Source organism: Scrofimicrobium canadense (genome assembly GCF_009696615.1).
In the GTDB taxonomy this organism is placed as follows: Bacteria; Actinomycetota; Actinomycetes; order Actinomycetales; family Actinomycetaceae; genus Scrofimicrobium; species Scrofimicrobium canadense.
In genome coordinates this window covers 99,455-121,002 of sequence record NZ_VULO01000008.1, presented here as the reverse complement: position 1 = coordinate 121,002, position 21,548 = coordinate 99,455, and the positions used below count along the sequence as shown (strand labels likewise).

Below are 21,548 nucleotides of genomic sequence, written 5' to 3'. Positions count from 1 at the left end.
GTCTGTTAATTCTTATTGGCCGAGGAGAACATCCTGGAATAGCATGCTGCCATTAGGAAGAACGGTGAGACCTTCAACTGAATCCGTTGTGGCTTTGACTGCACTCGTGTAGTAGAGGGGAATGTAGGGAACTTGCTCTGCCATGATCTTTTGAATGTCGAAGTAGATTTTCTCCCGATCTTCGCCATCAGCTGTACTGCGACCTTCGTGAAGTAGCTTTGTGACCTCATCGTTGGTGTAGAAAGTCCAATACGATTTACTGAAGCCTTCCGGATCAGCTTGGAATGAGACCAAGCCGTCGGGGTCAGCGCTGTCAGACTGTCCAGAGTTGATCATGAAATCGTAGTTATAGTCCCCATAGACCTTGGAACTGAATGTCGCAGCCTCTAAGGATTCGATCTCGACGGTGATTCCCAGCTCTGCCAAAGACTGTTGGACGATTTGAGCTTCTTGAGCAAGCGCCGCATTTCCGGATTTTATTGACAGTGTGGCACTAAACCCGTTGGGATATGCGGACTTAGCTAACTCAGCTTTTGCAGTATCAAGATCAAAGCCGAGAGCGTAGCCTTCACCATTCGCAGAGTATTCAATAGTGGGCGGAATGAGTGAGTTTGCCACTGTTGCAGTACCAAAAGTAACTGCGTTGACGATTCCTTCTCGATCAATGGCATGAGCCACAGCCCTGCGAACGTGTTCATCAGCAAAATACTCGTTTTGAGTATTGAAGAAGACTTGTTCTATTTCCCAAGATTTATTCGTCAACACCTGAACACTAGGGTTGCTCTCAAGTTCAGACACGTTAGCGTATGGGACATGATCAATGACGTCCAGTTGCCCCGCGACTAACTGTTGTTGCAGTTGGGTGTCGTCAGGAACCAGTTTGTACACTAACGAATCGATGTAGGGTTTCCCTTCTTGCCAATAGTTTTCGTTCTTCACAAATGATATGTCACCGTTGGGGTCCCATTGGTCGACGACAAATGGTCCGGTAGCAATCGGATTCTGAAAGAATTCTTCTTCGGTTTTTCCTCCAAAGTTGGCTGGGTAGATTCCGTTAGAAAAATTCGCTAGTTCTGATATTAGTGGAGTGTAAGCGCTCGAGAGAGTGATGATTACTGTTGTGTCATTTTGAGCAGTAATAGAATCTATTGGTCCCGCGAGGGGGAGGGGCGACTCATCCCCAAGGTCCTTGTGGCGTTCTAAGGAAAAAACCACGTCCTCAGCTGTCAATTCACTGCCGTCTGAAAACTTCACACCATCACGCAATGTGAAAGTGTAAGTGAGTCCGTCGTCACTGATTGCGTATTCAGAGGCGAGCCAAGGAATAATGGAGCCATCGGCATCAAAAGAAACTAATGATTCAAATACCTTATCGATTGCGAAGGCGTTGTTGGCAGTAATCTGTGTGGCAGGGTCTAGTGCTGTGACAGCGCTCATTCGTCCTACTCTTAGAGTCCCGCCCGCGCTGGATGTAATGTCGCCACTAGCAGCAGTATTTGACTGTGATTGTGGGGGGCTTCCCGCGCAGCCAGCTAACGCGAGTGCTGAGATAAGGAATATAGAGGCGGCTTTTGATAGCTGCTGGATTGAGCGTGACGTATTACTCATGTGGGGGTCATCTTCCTATAATTAATTATTAAACTGCGTGACGATGGTTTGAAGTAACGTATGGTGCTACCTGTTCGAGGTACTACGACGCCTTCAGGTAATGAAAGAAATAGTCCCTAAACTGTGACGACGCGTCCAGTCTTGACTACCGCTGCGATTGCATGTGGATCCGCGTATGTGGCGGATTCTAGCGGGTTGCGAGCAAAGATAACGGCGTCGGCGGGCATTCGCTCTTTCAGTAAGAAAGAAGTGCGACATCGACAATCAAGGAGTTCTGCTCCATTGGTGGTAGCTGCCTGCAGCAGTTCCTTTGGTGACAGTCCGGCATCAAGAAGGGCTAGAAGTTCATCGGCGTTGGAACCATGCTGTTCTACGCTTCCGAAATCGGTGCCCACGGCAATTTTTACACCGTGTTCCATGGCTGTGCGAACTGCTCGGGGGTGCACATCAACAATGTGTTTGACGCGGTCGTGAAGGAATGACGGCAACGAGCCTAGGGTGATCATGTCGTAGACCTTGCGATAGATGCACAAAGTTGGGACAAACGTGACTTCTGATTCGGCGGCAGCACGGGCCTGGTCGTCATCGAGGAAAATACCGTGTTCGATCGAAGATGCGCCAGCTTCGATTGCCCAAGTGATAGCCTCTCCACCCCACGCGTGGACCATAACGCGGCAACCGGACTGAGTTGCAATATTGACGACGCTTCGGATCTGTGAGGCAGAAAAATGGGAATTGAGAGAACTTGATGGTGAGCTGATGCCGTCGGTGGCTATGAGTTTTACCCAGCTTGCTCCATTGCTCAATACCCTTTCAGTCGCGCGCTCAATGCCTCCAGCTTCCTGCGCAGACGCCGCGGTAATGCAATCGATGCTTCCTGAAATGGTAGGAGAGGGGAGTTCTCCGTTGTTAGCGCGACCAATCCAGGTTTTGCTCAGACCTCCTGCGTCGCGAGCCCCAGTAAATCCTGCGGTTAGTGTCGAATGCAGATTCTGAGAGATCAGCCTTTGTAGTTCTTCGGGGGAGCGTCTCTTCCTGTCGTCTTCGGAGAAATCAGTCCACCCCAAGTGGACGTGGGCATCAACGAATCCAGGAACCACCCACAAGTTTTCGCCTGAGATAGGCATGCGACCACTTTCAGAGAAATCGAAAGTGCCAGCAGACCAGCCCAAGTTGGCCACTTGGGTGAACCGGAAATCTTCACCGAGTACGCGCGTTCCAATGATACCTGTGGAGGACTCAGTGTCACTCATGAGGCACCCTTTCACTTACCAGTACTGGGCCTGTGAGGGTGCGCGTATGACGCCCTTCACAGTTGGCGTCAATGCATAACCGTTTACTTACTCTAATTACTGTTGCAGTTTATTGATATGCAATGAAGTTAAAAGTAGGGTGACAAGTATTTGGCTGGCCCAGAGGTCCATATGGTGGACGTCCTGGTTTTATAGAAAAAGGAATTCTTGCGAGGACTGACTTACAAACTCTCGCACAGGAGGAACGGAGACACAATCTCCTGACAAAAGGGTTGTTATGGGAATTATCTATGTCATCAAACCTGAACTTAGGAATCATTGCTCTGTGCAAGTATGTGTTCCATCATCAAGTCCCACTGCTCGACTAGATCTACCTGGTCAATCCGTTGTAGCCAGCGTAGTTGGATTCCGTCCATGGCTGCCAGAATCTGCAGTGCAATTACTTCCGGAGGCGACACCTTTTCGGACTTAGCGTCCCTTCTGAAAAGATCATGTACCTCGTCTTCTGTGATAAAGCAAAAGATGAACAAGGTTCCTACAGAAAATTTCTTCTGCTCACACTCAATCTTGAGAACGAATCCGCCAAGGCAATGGCGCTATTTTCAGTGCCTATCAGTAGAATCCCGCGGAATAAGTGTGTGTGGGACGTTGATATCGTCAATTCTCTCGATAGTCTTTTCACCAGTATCATTCAGTGTGATGAGCGCGTCCACTGCCTGCCTAGCAATGCTCTCCTTGTCGGGTCGAATGAATGGTGGTGATGGACGGCAACGAAAACCGTGCGACGTCAGTATCGTCCCATCCGACCAATAGAATGCCTTTTGGAATGTTTGCGCCGATGTCCGCAAGCGCCCGCAAAGCACCAGCTGCCATGAATGCCATTCATGGCAAAAATCGCGTCAGGTAACTCGTTTTCTGTTAGCCATACTGCCGTCTGACGGTGAGCTCCATCGTTTGTGCACGGAGACACTTCGATTCGCCGGTAAATGCTCTCCATCATGCTTGCCGCGGCCAAATATTCTCGGAGTCCTTCAGTTCTCGGGGTACCGGGACCAGAAGTCCTCGCAGTATTCATAGATCCATGTGCTACGAAGTTGCGTGCCCTTCTCAACGAGGTGTTCTGCGACCTGTGCGGACGCAGTCTTCCCGTCTATTTTAAAATGTGGTACTCCTGCCCCACGGTTTTTCTCCGATGAGAACGAAAGGGAGATTCGTCCACGACGCCATAAGGTCTCTATCAGCGACTTCAATTGAAATGAAGTAGTACGCACTGAGCGCACGTTTCTGTCTTCATGTACAGTGAAGAGCCTGCGTGTTGACACCTCCCGAACCTAAATTAATGCCCCTCAAAATTTCTATTCGTTACGGGATTTTCACATTATTCTTTTTTGTGACGGCTGTGTCTAAGCTTTCGTTAGTAACGTCGATAATGTCATTGTAACTGCGTGGGTGTAGAAGTGAGACAAGCCCTAGTTGTGTGTTTCAAATACGGCTAGCGACCATGATCACAGAATCCTTTTTATTTCATTCTTTCAAACTTGACGATCATTCAGGTAGGCCCCTCGCATGCTTAGTGAGAGTCCCTTGTCCCTGGAAATAGCACAATTATTCTCCTATTTAAATCGTTCACTCGTATGTGCATGGGGCGGTCTAGCTAGAGTTCTGGGAAACCATAAAGCAACGGGGTCTCTCTTGAGATCTCTCTTTGAAAAGAGATTGGGCCGCGTCCAATCGGTCGCGCGACGCATTAGGAGAATAGCCTCTTGGAGAGTGTGTCTGATGTAGGTTGGCGATATTTGGAGGTCTCAGAGGCTATTGTTACGAAATAGTAACGGTGCTTTGTCTCCACTAGACAACGTTGTCTCATTCACAATACACTCGCCTTGTCTACAAAAGACACCGTTCCGTAGAGCAATGAGGTCTCGGAATCTAGTGTGTAAACCCCAAGAAAAATGGAGTGACAATGAAGACAACACGACGTTCAATAGCCGCACTTGCGGCCACCTTAGTTCTGGGAGTATCGCTGACAGCGTGTTCTGACGGTACTGCTGAAAAGAGTCCCGCCTCTGGCACTGCAGAGTCCGGAGCGACTGAAAAGGCTGGCTCTGGAGAGATCAAAAAGGTGGGCATGACCTTGCAAGATGTCTCTAATCCATTCTTCGCGGCTATGCAGAATGGTATGGAAGAAGAGTCCAAGGCCAAAGGCTTTGAGATTAACATCCAAGATGGCCGTCAGGATGTGGGAACTCAGAGTGACCAGATTGATACCTTCATTCAACAGGGGGTAGACCTTATTCTTGTGACTCCAGTCGACACTGATGGAATTGGTGCAGCGGTTGGGAGGGCACAGGCCGCAGGTATTCCAGTTGTCGCTGTTGACGCAGCAGCAAAGGGAGCCGATGCTGAGGTGACAACAGACAATGTGATGGCAGGACGTCTTGCCTGTGAGGCCTTGGTAGATAAATTAGGCGGAAAAGGAAACATCCTTATCGTTGACGGAACCCCTCAAACTGCGGTGCAAGACAGGGTGAAGGGATGCGAAGAGGTCCTGGCTGACAATCCCGAGGTAAAGGTACTGGCAAAGCAGTCTGGCACCAACGACCGAGCATCTGCTTTACAGGTGACGACTGATATGCTTACCGCGAATCCTGATGTTAATGGCATTTTTGCCATTAACGACCCCTCAGCATTAGGTGCAGACCTCGCTGTTCAGCAGGCTGGAAAAAATGGAATTGTCATCGTTGGAGTTGATGGCTCACCGGAGGCGGTGAAGGCGCTGCAGGATACCGCATCGAATTTCTGGGCCACCCCGGCACAGGATCCAGCAGCTATGGCAGTTAAGGGGTACGAAGTAGGAGCAGCTATTGTCGCGGGTAATCCTCCGGCTGACTCCCAAATCCTTATTGAGCCCTTCACAGTCGACAAAGATAACGTGAACGAATACGCCGGTTGGTGATTCCGTAGTTCTGAGTTATGAGGAATAGATGGACATGAGTGAGAAAACGACTGATGAGTATCTGCTTCAAGCAGTGGGTATCAGTAAGAGATTTGGGGCGACGCAGGCGCTAGACAACGTTGACTTTGATCTCCGACCAAGTGAAGTGCATGCCTTGATGGGCGAAAACGGTGCCGGGAAGTCGACACTCATGAAGATCTTTTCAGGAGATTACGCTCCGGATTCTGGGGAAATAGTGGTTGGTGGAAACCGTGTGGTCATGGCATCGCCCAGAGATGCGATGACCCACGGTATCGGAATCATCCATCAAGAGCTCAACACGTTGCCAGAAATGACAGTCGCCGAAAACCTGGCTATCGGGCAAGAACCCGTCAACTCGTTCGGAATGCTAGACCGGCGGAGGATGATTGAGGCAGCTCAGCAAAAACTGGCAGCTGTTGGAGCGGACCTGGATCCGCGTATGCCTATCGGGAGACTGTCGGTTGGTATGCAGCAAATGGTTGAGATCGCCCGAGCGATAGCCGAAGATGTCAACATATTGGTGTTGGATGAGCCAACGGCAGCACTGTCGGTAACTGAATCACGACGTCTTTTTGAGCTGATTCGCGGGATGAAGGCCAAAGGAATGGGCCTTATCTATATATCTCACCGTATGGAAGAAGTATGGGAACTGGCTGATAGGGTTACCGTTTTTCGCGATGGAAAATTGGTTGGAACGCGTGACATGCGAGCTCTTGGCGACGAAGAGGTTAAGCCGCGCGACATCGTTCGGATGATGGTAGGTCGTGATGTCGATGACCTTTATGGAGATCAAAAGGGTTCCATAGGCGAACCGCGAGTGATAGTCCGTGAGCTACAAGGAAATGCGGTTGGGCCTGTATCTTTTGATGTGAGAGCGGGAGAAATCGTGTCATTCGTCGGGCTAATCGGAGCAGGGCGAACTGAAGTAGCCCGAATGCTCTATGGAGCAGACCCGTCCATTGGGGGCAGCGTGAGTTTGGATGGGAAAGAGGTGAACCTCCAGAGTCCGGCTGCTGCCATGGCACAGGGAATCGGTCTGTTACCCGAGAGCCGGAAAGAACAGGCGCTCTTTCAAGAAATGTCGGTTAGTGATAATACCGTCATATCGACTTTGAAGAAGTTCTGCACGGCTGGAGTACTCGACTCCGGCAAGATTAAGCAAAGCGTGAAGAATACCTTTTCGGCATTACAGGTGCGTGCTGCATCCCCGGCTGCGGAAGCACGAAGCCTCTCTGGTGGAAATCAGCAGAAGCTTGTCTTTGCGCGGCTGGTCGAGCAAGCCCCTGCCATGCTGATACTTGACGAGCCCACACGCGGAGTCGACATAGGGGCAAAAAGCGAAATCTACCGGATCATTCGTAGCATCGCGGACAGCGGTACAGCTGTCATGGTCGTATCCTCAGATTTGCCTGAAGCCCTAGGGATTAGTGATCGTTTGATGGTGATGCGCGGAGGTCGCATTGTTGCTGAGCTATTGGGCGTAGACGCCACTGAAGAGAAAGTGATGGAGCACGCAACTGGCGTGTATTCCAACGAAGCTGAAGGACGTGAAAAATGAGTACACCAGCCATTGATACAACGGCTGCTAACAAATCTTCTCGGGGCATCTCCTATTGGTGGGATCGAGTGGGTATTGTCTTGGTGCTGCTTTTGCTCATCGTGATTATGGGGTTGTTGGCTCCTAATTTTTTCACAGTCGACAATGGCCTTAATGTGGTGCGCGCAGTCTCAATCAATGCGATACTTGCCGCTGGAATGACTCTTATTATCCTCACTAGCGGAATCGATTTGTCTGTCGGGTCAAATCTGGCTGTTGCAGGAGTTGTTGGTGTTCTCTTGGCCACGGCAGGAGTCCCTGCCTTCCTGGCGGTATTGGGTGGAATGCTAGCAGGCGGAATCGCGGGATTTCTCAACGGGGCGCTGGTTGCGTGGTTGGCTCTTCCTGCGTTTATTGTGACGTTGGGGTCCATGACGTATCTGAGAGGCACTGCCTATTCACTTCTTGGGGGAATGCCACTTGTTGCATCCGATCTCAACTACGGTGGGATTGGTAATGGTGCTCTCGCGGGTATCCCTGCTCCCGTTGTCGTGATGGCGATCGTGTATGTAGCTATCTGGTTTTTGCTGGAGAGGACGCGTTTTGGACGCCACATCTATGCTGTGGGAGGCAATATTGAGGCCGCGCGTTTGGCCGGTATTAATACCAAGGCAGTATTGACATGGGTCTATACAATAGGCGGAGTTACTGCAGGGTTGGCTGGCATTATTTTCTCTGCGCGAGTGTTATCAGCGCAGCCCACCGCCGGAACCGGTTATGAACTTGATGCCATTGCTGCTGTTGTTCTGGGCGGAACCTCGTTGGCGGGAGGCAGAGGCAGGATCCTGGGAACTTTAGTGGGGGCACTAATCATTGGAGTGCTTTCCAATGGCCTAGTATTGATGAATGTTCCGTTCTTCTATCAGTTGATCGTCAAAGGTGTTGTCATTGTCTTGGCGGTTGCTTTGGACTCATTGAAGGGATGGGGCACCAATAAGTGATGCTGTTCTGACGTACTCTGGCTGGGAAGGAAATCTGTGCGTAAACGTCCCGCGACAATGAACCACGTTGCTGAACGTGCGGGAGTGAGCCTGAAGACTGTTTCTCGGTACGTCAATGGCGAGACCAATATTGCTCCTGAACTGGGGGAAAGAATTGCTGCTGCGATTGCAGAACTAGGTTATCGGAGGAACTTGGCTGCAGCCAGCATTCGTCCGGGGCAGGCAAGTCGATTGATTGGTCTGATTATTTCCGATCTGGCGAACCCCTATTATTCCGCACTGGCAGCGGCCGCAGAACAAGAAGTGATGGCTCAGGGTTATGTCTTGGTGGTCTCAAGTTCCACTGACGATATCGCCCGCTACGATCACTTGGTGAGTCGTCTAGTGGAGCAACGTGTGGATGGGTTGATCATTGTCCCCCCGCGAGGAGGCCATGATCGGATTGACTCAGATTCGCTGCTCTCTCCTGCTGTTTTCCTCGATAGGCCGCCGCTGTCGGGTGGTGCTGACTGTGTGTTGGCGGATAACCGCGGGGGGGCCAGAAGTGCCATTGAAGCCCTACTTAATGGTGGTCTACGTCAGGTTGCTTTCCTGTCGGATTCCCTCGAAGTATTTACTATCCGTGAGCGTTGGTTGGGGTACTTGGAGACGATGGCATGCCATGGTGTCGATCCGGTTAGTCTTCCGAACTGGACGGGTGCTCATTCGCGTGAAGAAGCCAAGGCCGGAGCGATCAGACTGTTACAGGAAACCGAAGTGGAAGCTTTTTTTACCGCGAATAACCGAGCTACATTAGGTGCGTTAGAAGCCATGCAGGAAACTGGAATACAGAGACCGATTATCGGCTTTGACGACTTTGAAAGTGCCAGTCTTATTGGCGGTGGTATTAGCGTTGTCCGTCAGCCAGTGGAAGAAATGGGGAGAGCCGCGGCGCAGATGCTGTTGGCGAAGATGACCCGCGAAACTAGCCAGCAGCAACAGGTGGTTCTTCCTACCGAGTTGGTTCTTAGAGGATCAGAGGCCCGATAAGCGATTGACACGGCTATAGGAAAGATTCTAGTCTACTTTCAGACAACGTTGTTTTACGAGTTGTGGCCTACGACCACACAATGAATGAAAGGATGCATCCAGCAATGGAACCGCACATGTCTTTAGCTCATTCTGAGCATCATGAATGGCTGCGCAAACAGCGTCAGCAACTATTGGACTTTTACCAGCCAGAAGTGTGCAGGGAAGAAGGGGGAATGGCTTGGCTTTCTGAATCAGGAGAGCCGATAGCTAGCAAGGGAGCGCAGCTGTGGTTAGGTGCCAGGATGATCCATGTTTTCGCTCTAGCTCACCTCAATGGGCGGCAAGGAGCTGCGGAGGTAGTTGAGCATGGGTTGGACTTCTACTGTGGTGGTCCGGGCAGTGACCGGGAATATGGAGGCTGGTTTCCGGTAGTGGGAGGCGATAGTCCAGAAGACCAGAAAGAACTATACGGAATTGCGCATATGCTGCTGGCGGGCAGCTCTGCCACAGTTGCTGGGTTTACACGAGGCCCCGAATTAATGGATGAAGCTCTGCGGGTTATCGATAGTCACTTTTGGCAAGAATCTGAGGGGCGGTGTGTTGAGGCATACGACAGGCAGTTCTCGGTTTTGGACAGCTACCGCGGACAAAACGCCAATATGCACCTCACTGAAGCCTATATAGCTGCCTACGAGGCTACGGGAAACAAAACGCTCTTGGATCGCGCTACTTCAATAGCGAGGTTCATCGCGGGGCGTGCAGTTCTGGACACTGAGAGTCCAGCGCCGTGGAGGTTACCGGAGCACTTCACTCCCGATTGGGAGCCGATCCCTGATTACAACAGAGACGATCCACGTCATCCTTTTCGTCCCTACGGCACGCAGGTGGGGCATTGGCTAGAGTGGTCCAAGTTATGCATGCAGCTGTGGGGGCTTGAAGTGGACGAGGCATGGTTGTTGCCTACAGCCGAGACGCTATTTCACCATGCTGTCGCTGAGGGATGGCACGCCGATGGTGGTTTTAGCTATACGCTTGACTGGGATGGAAATCCAGTCGTTCCCGAAAGATACTTTTGGCCTCCTGCGGAAGCGATCGGTGCAGCAAAACTGCTACATGATGCGACTGGAGACCAGAAATATCTCGACTGGTATCAACGGTTCTGGGAATTTGTTAACAATCGTTTAACCGATCACGACCGCGGTGGTTGGTACCACGAAATAGGCGCTGATGGGACGCCTGCTCGACATACGTGGGAAGGAAAACCCGACCTTTATCATGCCTACCAGGCAACTCTCTATGCGGAAGTTCCGACTGGCTACGGTCTAGCAACGTGTTTACGGGATGAGCCCACAGGAAATAGGGGACAGGTATGAGTGGCATAGGTGTTGCTGGCAATCTCATCCTCGATCGGTATATGGAAATCGAAGCATATCCAGAGCGCGCCTCACTGACAACGATCCATTCCGTGACTCCGTCACCCGGAGGATTAGCGTATAACTGTGCCGTTGACCTGGCACGGTTGGATCCCAGCCTTCCGATTTCGGTGGTTGGTCTAGTGGGCGACGACAGTGATGGTGATGCCATTGTGAGCCATTTTCACCCGTATCCTTCGATTGACACATCCCGTATCCGCAGAGTCGGACAAACATCATTTTCGGATGTGATGGAGGACGCTCAAACTCGCGAGAGAACTTTTTTCCAGTTCCGTGGAGCCAACGCACTCTTGGACGAGGAAGACATCAACTTTGCGAGTGCCGACATTGATCTATTACATGTCGGGTACATTCTTCTACTAGACCGGCTAGATGCCCCGGATCCGGAATTCGGAACCCGTATGGCCAGATTGTTGGCCCAGACTCAAAGTCGCGGCATCAAGACATCTGTCGATGTTGTCAGTGAAGTATCGGATCGATTCCGCAGCATCGTTCCAGCCGCATTGCGATATTGCGACTACTGCATTGTCAACGAGGTGGAGGCTTCCCGAACGACGGGCATAGAGATTTCACATCAAGGAACGGTTGACGTTGAGGCACTGCGGCGAGCCGCACAAGCCATTGTAGAGATGGGAGTTTCCACCTGGGCGGTTATTCATTGGGCTGGAGGTGCGGCAGGGCTGACGCCTGATGGTGAGTGGGTTGTACGACCTTCTATACGGCTAGCCCCCAACGAGATTGTCACTTCGACAGGTGCTGGTGATGCCTTCGCCTCAGGCGTGCTCTATGGGGCATGGAAAGAACTCAGCTTGGCCGAGTCTATAGAGCTGGGAAGTGCGGCAGCTGCTGGGTCTTTGCACCACGGAAATTCCACGGATGGCGTAGGTCCGTGGCGAGAAATGCTTCAAGCGTACGCTGACGCCGAGTATGAGGATTTGTCATGAGCCAGTCATCAGCGGTGATTTTTGGTGCCGGTGCGGTTGGCAGGGGATTCATTGGGGAAATTTTTAACGAGGCTGGCCTAGAAGTAGTCTTCATCGATGTCGATCAAGCCTTACTCGATGAGCTTGCGAGAGATGGCAGCTACACACACATTACCGTCGACAAAGGTACACGTGATTCCAAGACCATCGCACCAGTCAAAGCTATCCACTCTGAAAATGAGCAGGCAGTAGGTATCGCCATCAGCCACGCTGAAATTGCCGCTACTTGTGTAGGGCCACGAGCCCTTCCAGCAGTCTGCCGGACCATTGCGAGAGCCGTGAGACTCCGAGTAAACCAGGGACGACCTCCGCTGAACCTACTTCTGGCCGAAAACCTTCATGATGCGCCCCGCAAAGTGAGAGAGTGGCTAAAGGCAGCAGATCCAGCCATGACCGACGCGTTTATTGACCAGCACCTCGCACTAATATCGACGTCAATCGGTCGGATGATTCCAGTTGCAGACCAGTCACGAAGTCATCAGAAGATAACGACTATCGAAGTGGAACCGTATAGATTCCTTCCGCTAGATGTGACGGCCGCCAAAGGCCAATTGGTGGACGCTAAGGCTTTCGTTATCGCCCCTGATATTCCATTCGAGTACTACTCTGATCGGAAGTTGTATGTGCACAACATGGGGCATGCGATGTGTGCGTATCTCGGTGCCTGCTGTGGGGACACATATATTTGGCAAGCAATTGGCCGAATTGAGGTCCGTTTCTTTGTTCGCGCTGCAATGATTGAATCTGCTACGGCTGTCGCGGCTCGCTACGGGCAACCAATGGGGCCCCTGTTAGACCACATAGACGATCTTTTGCACCGGCTTGCCAACGAAGCTCTTGCGGACACGGTTGCGCGAGTTGGACGCGATCCTCGGAGAAAACTATCCCCGGAGGACCGATTTTTGGGTGCGGTGCAACTGTGTCGACAGGAGAGTATTCCTTCACGGTTTATTCTCACTGGTTTAGCCGCTGCATTGAACTATATGGAAATGAATGAACCTGGGTCTAGTGTCACTATGCGTGAGGTCTTCTACAAGTCGGACCTCCTAAGTGAACAAGAACGAGAACAGGTGTTTGCCCAGCTAGAAGCATTTCAGGGCGGATTCGATTGTGAACAGCAGCTAAGGATTGTTGATCAGCCATTCAAACGTTCTTGGGTGGCCTAGTAATTGAGACGGTGCTGACAGAAAACATGACAACAGAAGATATAAGGAAAATGGAACGTACTCAGTGGGCAGTTAAGTTCGTTGGAAAAGATGATATTCGAATTGATAAAGAGCATCCTGTGCGGCCTGTGGGCCCGAGACAACTACTACTAAAAATAGAAGCATGTGGAATTTGTTTTTCGGATACGAAACTTCTGCGATCCTACGACCAACATCCGCGAAAAGCAGAAGTGGTCGGCGGAATTTCTGGAGAGGAGTTACTCGAAATTCCCTCATACGTGCCGGGAAGTCAGGCGACGGTGCCGGGGCATGAACCGGTTGCGCGAATTATAGCAGCAGGGACTGATGTTCGTCATTTCTCTGTCGGTGATCGCGTATTAGTCCAAGCTGACTGGAAGCATCTTCCAACTGCCCACTCAAATGCTGCGTTCGGGTACAACTTTGAGGGTGCTCTGCAAGAATACGTAGTAGTCGATGAGCGTTGCGTTGTAACGAAATCCGGCGAAAAATTTCTTTTGCCTGTGAGTGAAACTCCATCGGCGGCTTCAGTGGGCCTTGTTGAGCCGTGGGCAACAGTCGAGGGTGCGTATTCTCAGGAAGAGAGGAAAGGACCCCTGCGGGAGGGGAGAATGCTTATAGTATTCGAATCGTCTTCCACTGACAGGAAGCTTGAAGCCTTCTTAGAAGAAGCCTCAGCTGGTGAGGTGGAATATGTTGATTTGTCCCAAGGCGACCAACTACCAAAACCTTCAACTGAGGGATTCGATGACATCGTTTATTTCGGTTCTAAGGCCGTAACTATAGAAAAACTCGAACCTCTCTTGCGGGCTCATGGAATTCTCAATGTTGTTTTGTCGGGGGAAACCATCGAGCGTGAGGTGGCGGTCGATATTGGTAGGATCCACTACGATTTTATTCGCTACTGCGGCACAACTGGCAGCAACCCAGCGGATGGGTATCGGTGGATTCCAAGTAGCGATGAGTTGCCACCTCGTGGGCGCATACTACTGATCGGCGCCGCCGGACCCATGGGAAGTATGCATGTTATTAGAGCAATTTCGCTGCTGGGGTCCAAATCGGAAATCATAGGCACTGATGTCAGTGATGAGCGTTTGAACCATTTAGCGTCCCTAGCGGGCCCAGCAGCAGAAAGTCGAGGCATCAATCTGCAGCTAGTCAACACTGCTCAACGTCCTATGGGGGATGGTTACGACTATGTGGTGTGTTTGGTTCCTTCACAGCAGTTAGTGGCGGAGGCGATTCAGGCTGCCGGCTCTTCCGGTGTGTTGAATATTTTCGCAGGGATTCCCGCAGGTACCCTAGGGCCGATTGATCTGCAACGAGTCATCGCTCAACATATTTTTCTGATTGGCAGTTCTGGATCTACCACCGCAGACATGCAGACGGTTCTGTCCCGCATCGAAGCAGGGACACTGGATACGACCGTTGCACTGGGGGCAATCACCGGGATGGCCGGTGTGCCGGAAGCTTTCCAAGCGGTCCAAAACCGAACGGCACCAGGCAAAATCATGGTGTATCCCCAGCTGCATGACTTGGGTTACCTCACCATGAGTGATTTGATGCGCACCTACCCATCGGTTGCACGCCTTCTGAGTGATGGACGTTGGACCCCTGCAGCCGAAAAAGAGTTGCTCGAGTGCTGTGGCGCGTGACGGAGGGGAACGCGCATGACCGCGCTCCCCTCCGAATTAGATTGCCTGACGAAGACCTTTCACATCATCACTCTTCCACCTGATAATGCCCACCGTTTAGCCGAAACCGCAGAGTAACAATCTGGAAGGGCCGCAAGGAAAAGGAGACAGACTTCGCCTCGGCAGTAATGCGCGGATTATCCAGGGGTTGCTCTTGCAAGTTGACGGCCGCAACGGAATCAAAATCGAAGTCACCCATCACTGTCGCCGCAGCCCGCGTCCCATGAGCTTCGTATGCGCGCACTATGACATCGCCTGAACGGTCTTCGGCTAGTTTGACTGACTCGATCACTACCGCAGGATTATCGACCTGCAGTAGTGGCGTTGGTGCAGATCCGCATGGAAGAGGGATCAGTGGCAGGTTCAACTGGTATCCGTCAGCTATCGCTTGCGGGATTGTCGCCCCAATGCGCAACCGAGTGACGAAAAAATGTTCACCTTGATCTGTTTGCGGATCAGGGTAGAGGGGTGCGCGAAGTAACGATTGACGTATCTGAGTGGTCGTTCCGCCGTCGTCCTCTCGCGTCCAGCGCCCAAAGTCGTGGCCGTACGTAGCGTCGTTAGCGAGAGAAACGCCAAACCCGGGCTCGCCTACATGCACCCAACGATGCGCAGGCGTTTCGAAGCGGGCGATATCCCAGGACGTGTTCGTGTGGAGAGGCCTATGAATATGTCCGAATTGTATTTCGGAGGTGGCCTGCTCAGCTCGAAGATCAAGAGGGAACGCCAGTTTCAGCATCTTCTCTTTCTCGTGCCAGTCGACTTTTGTGGTGATTGTGATGAGGGGAGCATCGGCAGGGATTGAGATTTCTTGAATGATTGTCGAGGCGCCACATTGTCTGTTTGTAATGATGCGTACTTCGCTGCCGGCTTCCTCTATGTGCATAGAAGTCACGTCTTCGAGATTTATCCGGGTTTCGCGATCAATAATATCAATATCCCACGCATCCCACTGCGCTGGGGTATCACGGAAAAGCTGCAGCTGGTTGAGTGGTGTACTTGGCGGCACCACTTGACGGCCCGATGTTTTATCAACGATTGAGGGTAAAGTCCCGTCCTGTGCAACCGTTACTTCCAGTGCTTGAGTGATGACCGTATGTGATCCATCATTGTTGTCGCGAATCTCAGGGGTTTGTTCAATGGAGTTTCGCTCAGCTGGGGTCCCGGCTGCCAGCGCCGGAATCCCCTGCACAGGGAATGGGCCGTAATTGAGAACCGAGCTCTTGGAATCACTGCCGTATCGTGGGGACAAGTGCTGGTCAGCATCCTCAATGATTGCTTTGAGTTGCTCTGCCAACTCAGCATAGGTTCGTTCTACCTCGTCATGAACCCATCCGATGGAGGTACCTGGAAGAATATCGTGGAACTGGTAGAGAAGGGCTTTTTCCCATATGCGGTCAAGAGTCTCATATGGATATTCGTATCCGCCTCGAACGGTCGCTGTGGTTGCCCAGAGTTCTGCAGCTCGCAAGAGCGACTCAGTAGTCCGGTTCCCACGCTTAGTCCTGGCCTGTGAGGTGTATGTGCCGCGATGAATTTCGAGATAAAGTTCCCCAGACCACACGGGGGCGTTCGGATACTCAGCTGCCGCCACTTCAAAGAAAGCTGATGGGGAAGAGAGTTGTACTTTAGGCGATCCCTCGAGGTCGCGGGTGCGATGGGCAATCCCTAACATTTCGCGGGTGGGGCCGCCTCCGCCATCGCCGTATCCGAATGGTACTAGGGAAGTAGTGCCAACTGCCTTATCCGCATATTCATCTTCAGCGTGTTTGAGTTCTTTTGCGGTGAGCTCACATGCGTAAGAGTCGACGGGTGGGAAATGGGTGAATACTCGTGTTCCGTCTATACCTTCCCACCAGAAAGTATGGTGGGGCATGCGGTTGACTTGATTCCAGGAAATCTTTTGGGTGAGGAAACGTGAGGCACCGGCAAGACGAATGATCTGCGGAAGGGACGCCGAATAGCCGAAAGAATCAGGTAGCCACACTTCGGGCTGTTCAATGCCGAATTCGCGACGAAAGAATCCAGCGCCTCGGACAAATTGGCGAGCCAGGGCTTCGCCGCCAGGTAGGTTGGTGTCGGACTCTACCCACATTCCACCTACGGGTACGAAGCGTCCCTCGGCAACTCTCTTTTTGAGCCGTGCAAAAAGTTCAGGATAGAGTTCTTTGATCCAAGCGTATTGTTGGGCTGAGGAAGCCGCAAATACGAACTCGGGATCCTTATCCATCAGATCAAGAGCATTGGAAAAGGTTCTGGCGACTTTTCTTGCGGTCTCGCGTATCGGCCATAACCATGCGGAATCGATATGAGCGTGCCCGACCGCATAGAGAGTGTGAGCGGAAGCGGTTGCAGGAGAAGCGAGAACGTCGCGTAGAACCTGGCGTCCCGCCTTGGCCGAACCAGCAACGTCATCAGGATTGACAGCGCGAAGGCAATCACTCAGCGCCGCAAATATCCGCGCGCGACGCGATGACGCCTCGTCCAAGGTGAGAGCTAAATCCAGCAGAACCTGAATGTCTCTTTCTAACGACCACACTTCACAATCAAGGAGGCCTAGGGCAAGTTCCTTTACGCGGTAACAGGTGCGCGCACGGCTGGTTTCTTTTCTTCCAAGATAGGTCGGGCGAAAAGACCAGTTGTCGATGACGTCAGGGTTTGAAGCCGCCTCGAGGAAAATGTCAATGTCAGTCGCTGCCCCGGGAAGAGAAATGTAACGGTTATGGGGTTCTACTGCTTTGATAATCGAACCATCGGATCGATACGCCATTCCTTCGCATTGGAACCCGGTTTGTGTGGTGTTGAATCCGATATCTGCAATTATTTCAGGAGCTGTTCCTTCTTCGCTCAGCCACTCATTGGGTATCTTGCCGGTGAGGTGAAACCATGTGGTTCCCCATGGCTCTCCCCATGACTGGCCGTTGCCGAAGGAGGTGAAGGTCTGGTGTTTGGCTTCCGCGAAGGGTACTGGTTCTCCAGGAGCTTCCCACCTGGTAATGGTCAACGGTGCACGTTGGCGGTATTTTGCCGGGGAGATGCGATCTCGAAGAAGGCGTTCAATCCGGGTCTTGATCAAAGGAGTGTTGTCGTGCATGAAACTTCCTGGCTACGTTGGAGTAAGTCGATCGATACTTAGTAAATCATATTTATTAACGTGGTGGCAACGATAGGATTGGACAATGGAATCACTTGGCAGCAATATCACTCGCGTTGGCTCATACAACCAAAGGTTGGTGCTGTCACAGGTCCGGCGTGCAAGAGAAACTAGTCGGGTGGAACTGGCGCAAGCAACGGGACTCAGTACTCAAACTGTGGGAAATATTGTCCGCAAACTTCTGTTAGAGGGGCTGCTGGAAGTCTGCGGAACCGAGATGCAGGCGACAGGTAAGCCTCGCGAACTTCTGCGATTGCGGGCTGCAGGGGCCCATGCTTTTGGAGTGCATCTTGACCCCGCGCTACTCACCGTGGTCGCAGTTGATCTTGAAGGATCGATTCAATGTGAAAAATCCTTTGGGCTAGACGGAGATGAAAAGCCAGAACGTGTCATGGAGATGGCTGCGCAGGCAATATGCCGAATGTCCACATCGAAGGAACTTGCTGGGCGCCGATTGGGCATTGGTCTTGCAGTACCCGGCCCCGTCGATATGGGTCGCGGAGAAATCTTGTCACCACCACATCTTCCCCGGTGGGAGGGAGTACCGATAGTGGGACTCTTGAAAGAGTTGACCGGAATGCCAGTGTGGATGGCTAAGGATGTGATGGCTGCTGTCACCGCTCTTCGATGGCTCGATGCTGACTTGGGTGACGACCTAGTTTTGGTATATATCGGAACGGGCATTGGACTGGGCCTTGTTAGTGGCGGCTCTATTGTCAAGGGTTTCTCTGGAAATGCGGGACAGGTGGGGCATATAGTCGTGGATACGTCAGCTGACGTTTCTGTGTGTGAGTGTGGGCAGGTGGGGTGCGTTGCGCAGGTGCTTGCTCCGAGTGCTTTAGCTGGGCGTGCTGTGGCAGCCGGTATTAATGTCGATCCGGCGCACATAAGTCTCACAGCCGCGTTGAAGGAACTCGTTGATGTGGCCCAGTCTGGAGATGCCAGAGCTTTATCGTTGATGGATTCGGCACTGACTGGCTTGAGTCAGTTGCTGAGAATTGCGGTTGATTTTATCGACGCCGACCACGTGGCTTTCACCGGTCCTTTATGGCCCCAATATCGGCGAGCAATGGAAGTGCTAGGCCGAGAGCTGCACGATATTCGGGCCGCCGCTGGCGCTGTGCATGTGGTGGAAACTGAGCTCGATCGCCATGAAGGGGCCGGTATTATCTCTGGAGCTTTGGGGGCCGGGATTATGGTTCTAGATCAAGAATTGTCGCCGCATCCTGAGAATCTGTTTATCCAGCTCTGACAAAAACAGTTGACGACGAAATTCTGAAGGCGGTTGCATCTACAGAGTCTATGCGGGTAGACTCTCGAAAAAGCAGAATATATGACTAGATTTAGCGAAAAAGCCTGGTAGTTAGAATTTGCATCTACTGGGGTGGATTATAAATGTTAGGAAATGTCATGGGCAAAGATGCGCTTGCACGCACGATCCACGCACGCGCCGGTGGTTTATCTTTGGTGTTGGACACAAGTTCTCAGCGGATTCCCCGAATCGTCTATTGGGGAGCAGAACTCACAGGTGAAACGTCTGTAACTCTTGAGGCACTAGTGTGTGCTTCCCGCGAGCCGTTGGCAGGCAACGCTCCAGACCTCCCCGCGGCCACCGGGATTGTTCCGCTAGAATCTGATGGATGGCTGGGTCGGGCCGGACTCAAAGGTTTTCGCTCCGGCGGGGTCGACTGGTCGCCACGATTCGATCTAGTCTCGGTTGAAACCCCAGAGACCGACGGAGTGAAATCTGACGGGGTACTTGAATGCGGTGCCGGAAAACTCATTTTCGGGCTGACCGATGAGCGCGCTCATCTTGATCTAAGAATCGAGGTGGAGCTTTTTCCCCAGGGACTCTTCCGAACTCGTTGTAGGCTGGGCAACAGCGGCGATGGTGTCTACCATCTTCAAGAACTAGGGATCGCTTTGCCCCTACCTCTCACAGCTAATGAAGTCCTCGATATGACGGGGCGTTGGGGGAAAGAACGCCATCCTCAAAGGCAAGATGTTCAGGTGGCTTGCCGGTTACGTGAATCCTGGAGAGGGCGCACTGGCTTTGACGCACCCGATATGACGATGGTGGGTGAGAAAGGATTCTCCTTCCAGTCAGGAAATATTTGGGGCTTGCATACGGCGTTTTCGGGGAACCACCGCACGTGGGTGCAAAAACTTCCTTCGGGGGAAGAAATTATCGGTGGCTCTGAAGCCCTATATCCTGGCGAGGTGTCTCTCGAGACGGGAGCAGAATACGCGACGCCATACTTCTATGCTCTTCACGCGGTGGGGTTGGATGACGCAGCAAATCGCGTGCAGTCGTGGATGCGTAGCCGCAACAACCACGTGAAGACCCCTCGTCCAGTGACAATAAATGTTTGGGAGGCGGTGTATTTCCGTCATGATCTTCCTGAGCTACTTGCTTTGGCAGATAAAGCAGCATCCATTGGTGTCGAACGATATGTCCTCGATGATGGCTGGTTTCGAGGTCGACGAGATGACCACCAAGGCTTGGGAGATTGGTACGTCGATGAAGAGGTATGGCCGCAGGGTTTAGGGCCACTAGCCGACTACGTTCACAGCAAAGGAATGCAGTTTGGTCTGTGGTTCGAACCAGAGATGGTCAGTATGAACTCAGATCTTGCACGTAGTCATCCCGACTGGGTGATGGGGGCGCGCGGAACAGACTCAGAATCGCTCCCGCTAGAATGGCGGCACCAGCAAGTCCTTAACATTTCGATTCCTGAGGCAAGAAAGTACCTAGAAGACAGGATTGTCTCCCTGGTCAAAGAGTACGGAATCGACTACATCAAGTGGGATCACAATCGCGACCTCATCGACGCTGGAAATCTCCAACAAGAAGGACGTGCCGCTGTCCATCTTCAGACGCTGTCGACATATAAGCTACTTGACGACATTCGGTCGCAGTGCCCCGGATTGGAAATAGAATCATGTTCCTCAGGCGGCGGTCGTATCGATCTAGAGATTCTTCAACATACGGATCGCGTATGGGTCTCCGATTGTATTGACCCTGTAGAACGCCAAGAAATGACTCGGTGGCTGGCGCAACTTTTGCCACCTGAGCTCATGGGAACTCATGTGGCGTCTCCGCATTCGCATACAACAGGACGTTGGTCAACGATGTCGATGCGGGGTGCCACCGCTCTATGGGGACACTTCGGTATCGAGTGGGACATATCCAGTGCCGACCCTGAAGAGATTGAAGAACTGCGGCAATGGATTTCTTTCTACAAACAACAACGAGCTTTTCTTCATAGTGGGTCGCTAGTTCGGTGCGAGACACCGGATGACTCTTTGTGGTTGCAGGGAATCGTCGCCCCTGATAAAGATAGGGCTCTTTTCCAACTAGTGACACGTCATCGTCCATCTATCTCTCCGTGGGGGCGCATCACCTTTGCGGGTCTTGACGACAAGAAGACCTACCAGATTCGCCCTATTCTCATTGGCGCAGCTCCCAGCGGTCTGCAAATGGTTGATTGGTTTGGAGCCGAAGAGAACTTCTACGTCTCGACAAACCAGGGAGTTATTCCAGTAGATACCGATCTTCCTGGTATCACTCTTACGGGGGCAGCATTGCGTCATGTGGGAGTGCAAACACCGCTTATGCACCCAGACCAGGCGTTACTCATCGAAATATCCTCAGAAAACTAGCACATTCAGCGTGGACTCCCAGGTGGAGTCGACAACCCATAACCGCACCA

The 21,548-nt window shown here is 52.0% G+C and carries 15 protein-coding genes; 10 read left to right on the top strand and 5 right to left on the bottom strand.

What is annotated here, in order from left to right; all coding sequences use genetic code 11:
• Positions 1-12: 12 nt before the first annotated feature.
• The 4 genes from FYJ24_RS07775 to FYJ24_RS07760 all read right to left on the bottom strand — a co-directional run bounded on the left by FYJ24_RS07775 (position 13) and on the right by FYJ24_RS07760 (position 3,743).
• Positions 13-1,608, bottom strand: a complete 1,596-nt coding sequence (locus tag FYJ24_RS07775) for an ABC transporter substrate-binding protein (RefSeq protein ID WP_154545217.1) — start codon at positions 1,606-1,608, stop codon at positions 13-15.
• A 116-nt stretch (positions 1,609-1,724) separates the two neighbouring features.
• The gene (locus FYJ24_RS07770) at positions 1,725-2,861 is read right to left on the bottom strand and encodes an amidohydrolase family protein (protein WP_154545215.1); all 1,137 of its coding nucleotides are present in this window, start codon (positions 2,859-2,861) and stop codon (positions 1,725-1,727) included.
• Positions 2,862-3,169: 308 nt separating this feature from the next.
• Complete coding sequence (locus FYJ24_RS07765) at positions 3,170-3,391, bottom strand: hypothetical protein (RefSeq protein ID WP_154545213.1); 222 nt, start codon at positions 3,389-3,391, stop codon at positions 3,170-3,172.
• A 190-nt stretch (positions 3,392-3,581) separates the two neighbouring features.
• Positions 3,582-3,743 (bottom strand): substrate-binding domain-containing protein, encoded by a 162-nt coding sequence (locus FYJ24_RS07760; protein ID WP_154545211.1) that lies wholly within the window; start codon positions 3,741-3,743, stop codon positions 3,582-3,584.
• A gap of 1,081 nt (positions 3,744-4,824) precedes the next feature.
• Between FYJ24_RS07760 and FYJ24_RS07755 the strand changes: the two genes are divergently transcribed.
• The 8 genes from FYJ24_RS07755 (at position 4,825) to FYJ24_RS07720 (ending at position 14,642) form a co-directional block, all read left to right on the top strand.
• The gene (locus FYJ24_RS07755) at positions 4,825-5,817 is read left to right on the top strand and encodes an ABC transporter substrate-binding protein (RefSeq protein ID WP_154545209.1); all 993 of its coding nucleotides are present in this window, start codon (positions 4,825-4,827) and stop codon (positions 5,815-5,817) included.
• 34 nt (positions 5,818-5,851) lie between these two features.
• On the top strand, positions 5,852-7,396 hold the full coding sequence (locus tag FYJ24_RS07750) for a sugar ABC transporter ATP-binding protein (protein WP_154545207.1): 1,545 nt from the start codon (positions 5,852-5,854) through the stop codon (positions 7,394-7,396).
• Positions 7,393-8,376 (top strand): ABC transporter permease subunit, encoded by a 984-nt coding sequence (locus FYJ24_RS07745; RefSeq protein ID WP_154545205.1) that lies wholly within the window; start codon positions 7,393-7,395, stop codon positions 8,374-8,376. Before FYJ24_RS07750 ends, FYJ24_RS07745 begins: the two co-directional genes overlap by 4 nt.
• A gap of 36 nt (positions 8,377-8,412) precedes the next feature.
• Positions 8,413-9,405 (top strand): LacI family DNA-binding transcriptional regulator, encoded by a 993-nt coding sequence (locus tag FYJ24_RS07740; protein ID WP_206192584.1) that lies wholly within the window; start codon positions 8,413-8,415, stop codon positions 9,403-9,405.
• Between the two features lie 80 nt (positions 9,406-9,485).
• Positions 9,486-10,760, top strand: coding sequence for an AGE family epimerase/isomerase (locus FYJ24_RS07735; protein WP_206192583.1), 1,275 nt, complete (start codon positions 9,486-9,488; stop codon positions 10,758-10,760).
• The gene (locus tag FYJ24_RS07730; protein ID WP_154545203.1) at positions 10,757-11,764 is read left to right on the top strand and encodes a carbohydrate kinase family protein; all 1,008 of its coding nucleotides are present in this window, start codon (positions 10,757-10,759) and stop codon (positions 11,762-11,764) included. The genes FYJ24_RS07735 and FYJ24_RS07730 overlap by 4 nt, the downstream gene beginning before the upstream one ends.
• Positions 11,761-12,969: a mannitol dehydrogenase family protein gene (locus tag FYJ24_RS07725; protein ID WP_154545201.1), complete on the top strand. Its 1,209-nt coding sequence runs from the start codon at positions 11,761-11,763 to the stop codon at positions 12,967-12,969. Before FYJ24_RS07730 ends, FYJ24_RS07725 begins: the two co-directional genes overlap by 4 nt.
• Positions 12,970-13,019: 50 nt before the next feature.
• Positions 13,020-14,642 carry an alcohol dehydrogenase catalytic domain-containing protein gene (locus tag FYJ24_RS07720; protein WP_225872070.1) on the top strand — a complete coding sequence of 541 codons (1,623 nt, stop codon included), beginning with the start codon at positions 13,020-13,022 and terminating at the stop codon, positions 14,640-14,642.
• Between the two features lie 67 nt (positions 14,643-14,709).
• Here FYJ24_RS07720 and FYJ24_RS07715 read toward each other — a convergent pair whose 3' ends face one another.
• Positions 14,710-17,775: an alpha-mannosidase gene (locus tag FYJ24_RS07715; RefSeq protein ID WP_154545197.1), complete on the bottom strand. Its 3,066-nt coding sequence runs from the start codon at positions 17,773-17,775 to the stop codon at positions 14,710-14,712.
• A gap of 85 nt (positions 17,776-17,860) precedes the next feature.
• Between FYJ24_RS07715 and FYJ24_RS07710 the strand changes: the two genes are divergently transcribed.
• Both FYJ24_RS07710 and FYJ24_RS07705 read left to right on the top strand, forming a co-directional pair.
• Positions 17,861-19,087, top strand: coding sequence for an ROK family transcriptional regulator (locus FYJ24_RS07710; protein ID WP_154545195.1), 1,227 nt, complete (start codon positions 17,861-17,863; stop codon positions 19,085-19,087).
• Positions 19,088-19,230: 143 nt separating this feature from the next.
• A complete protein-coding gene (locus FYJ24_RS07705; RefSeq protein WP_225872069.1) occupies positions 19,231-21,498 on the top strand; it encodes an alpha-galactosidase in 2,268 nt (755 codons plus the stop codon).
• Positions 21,499-21,548 lie beyond the last annotated feature (50 nt).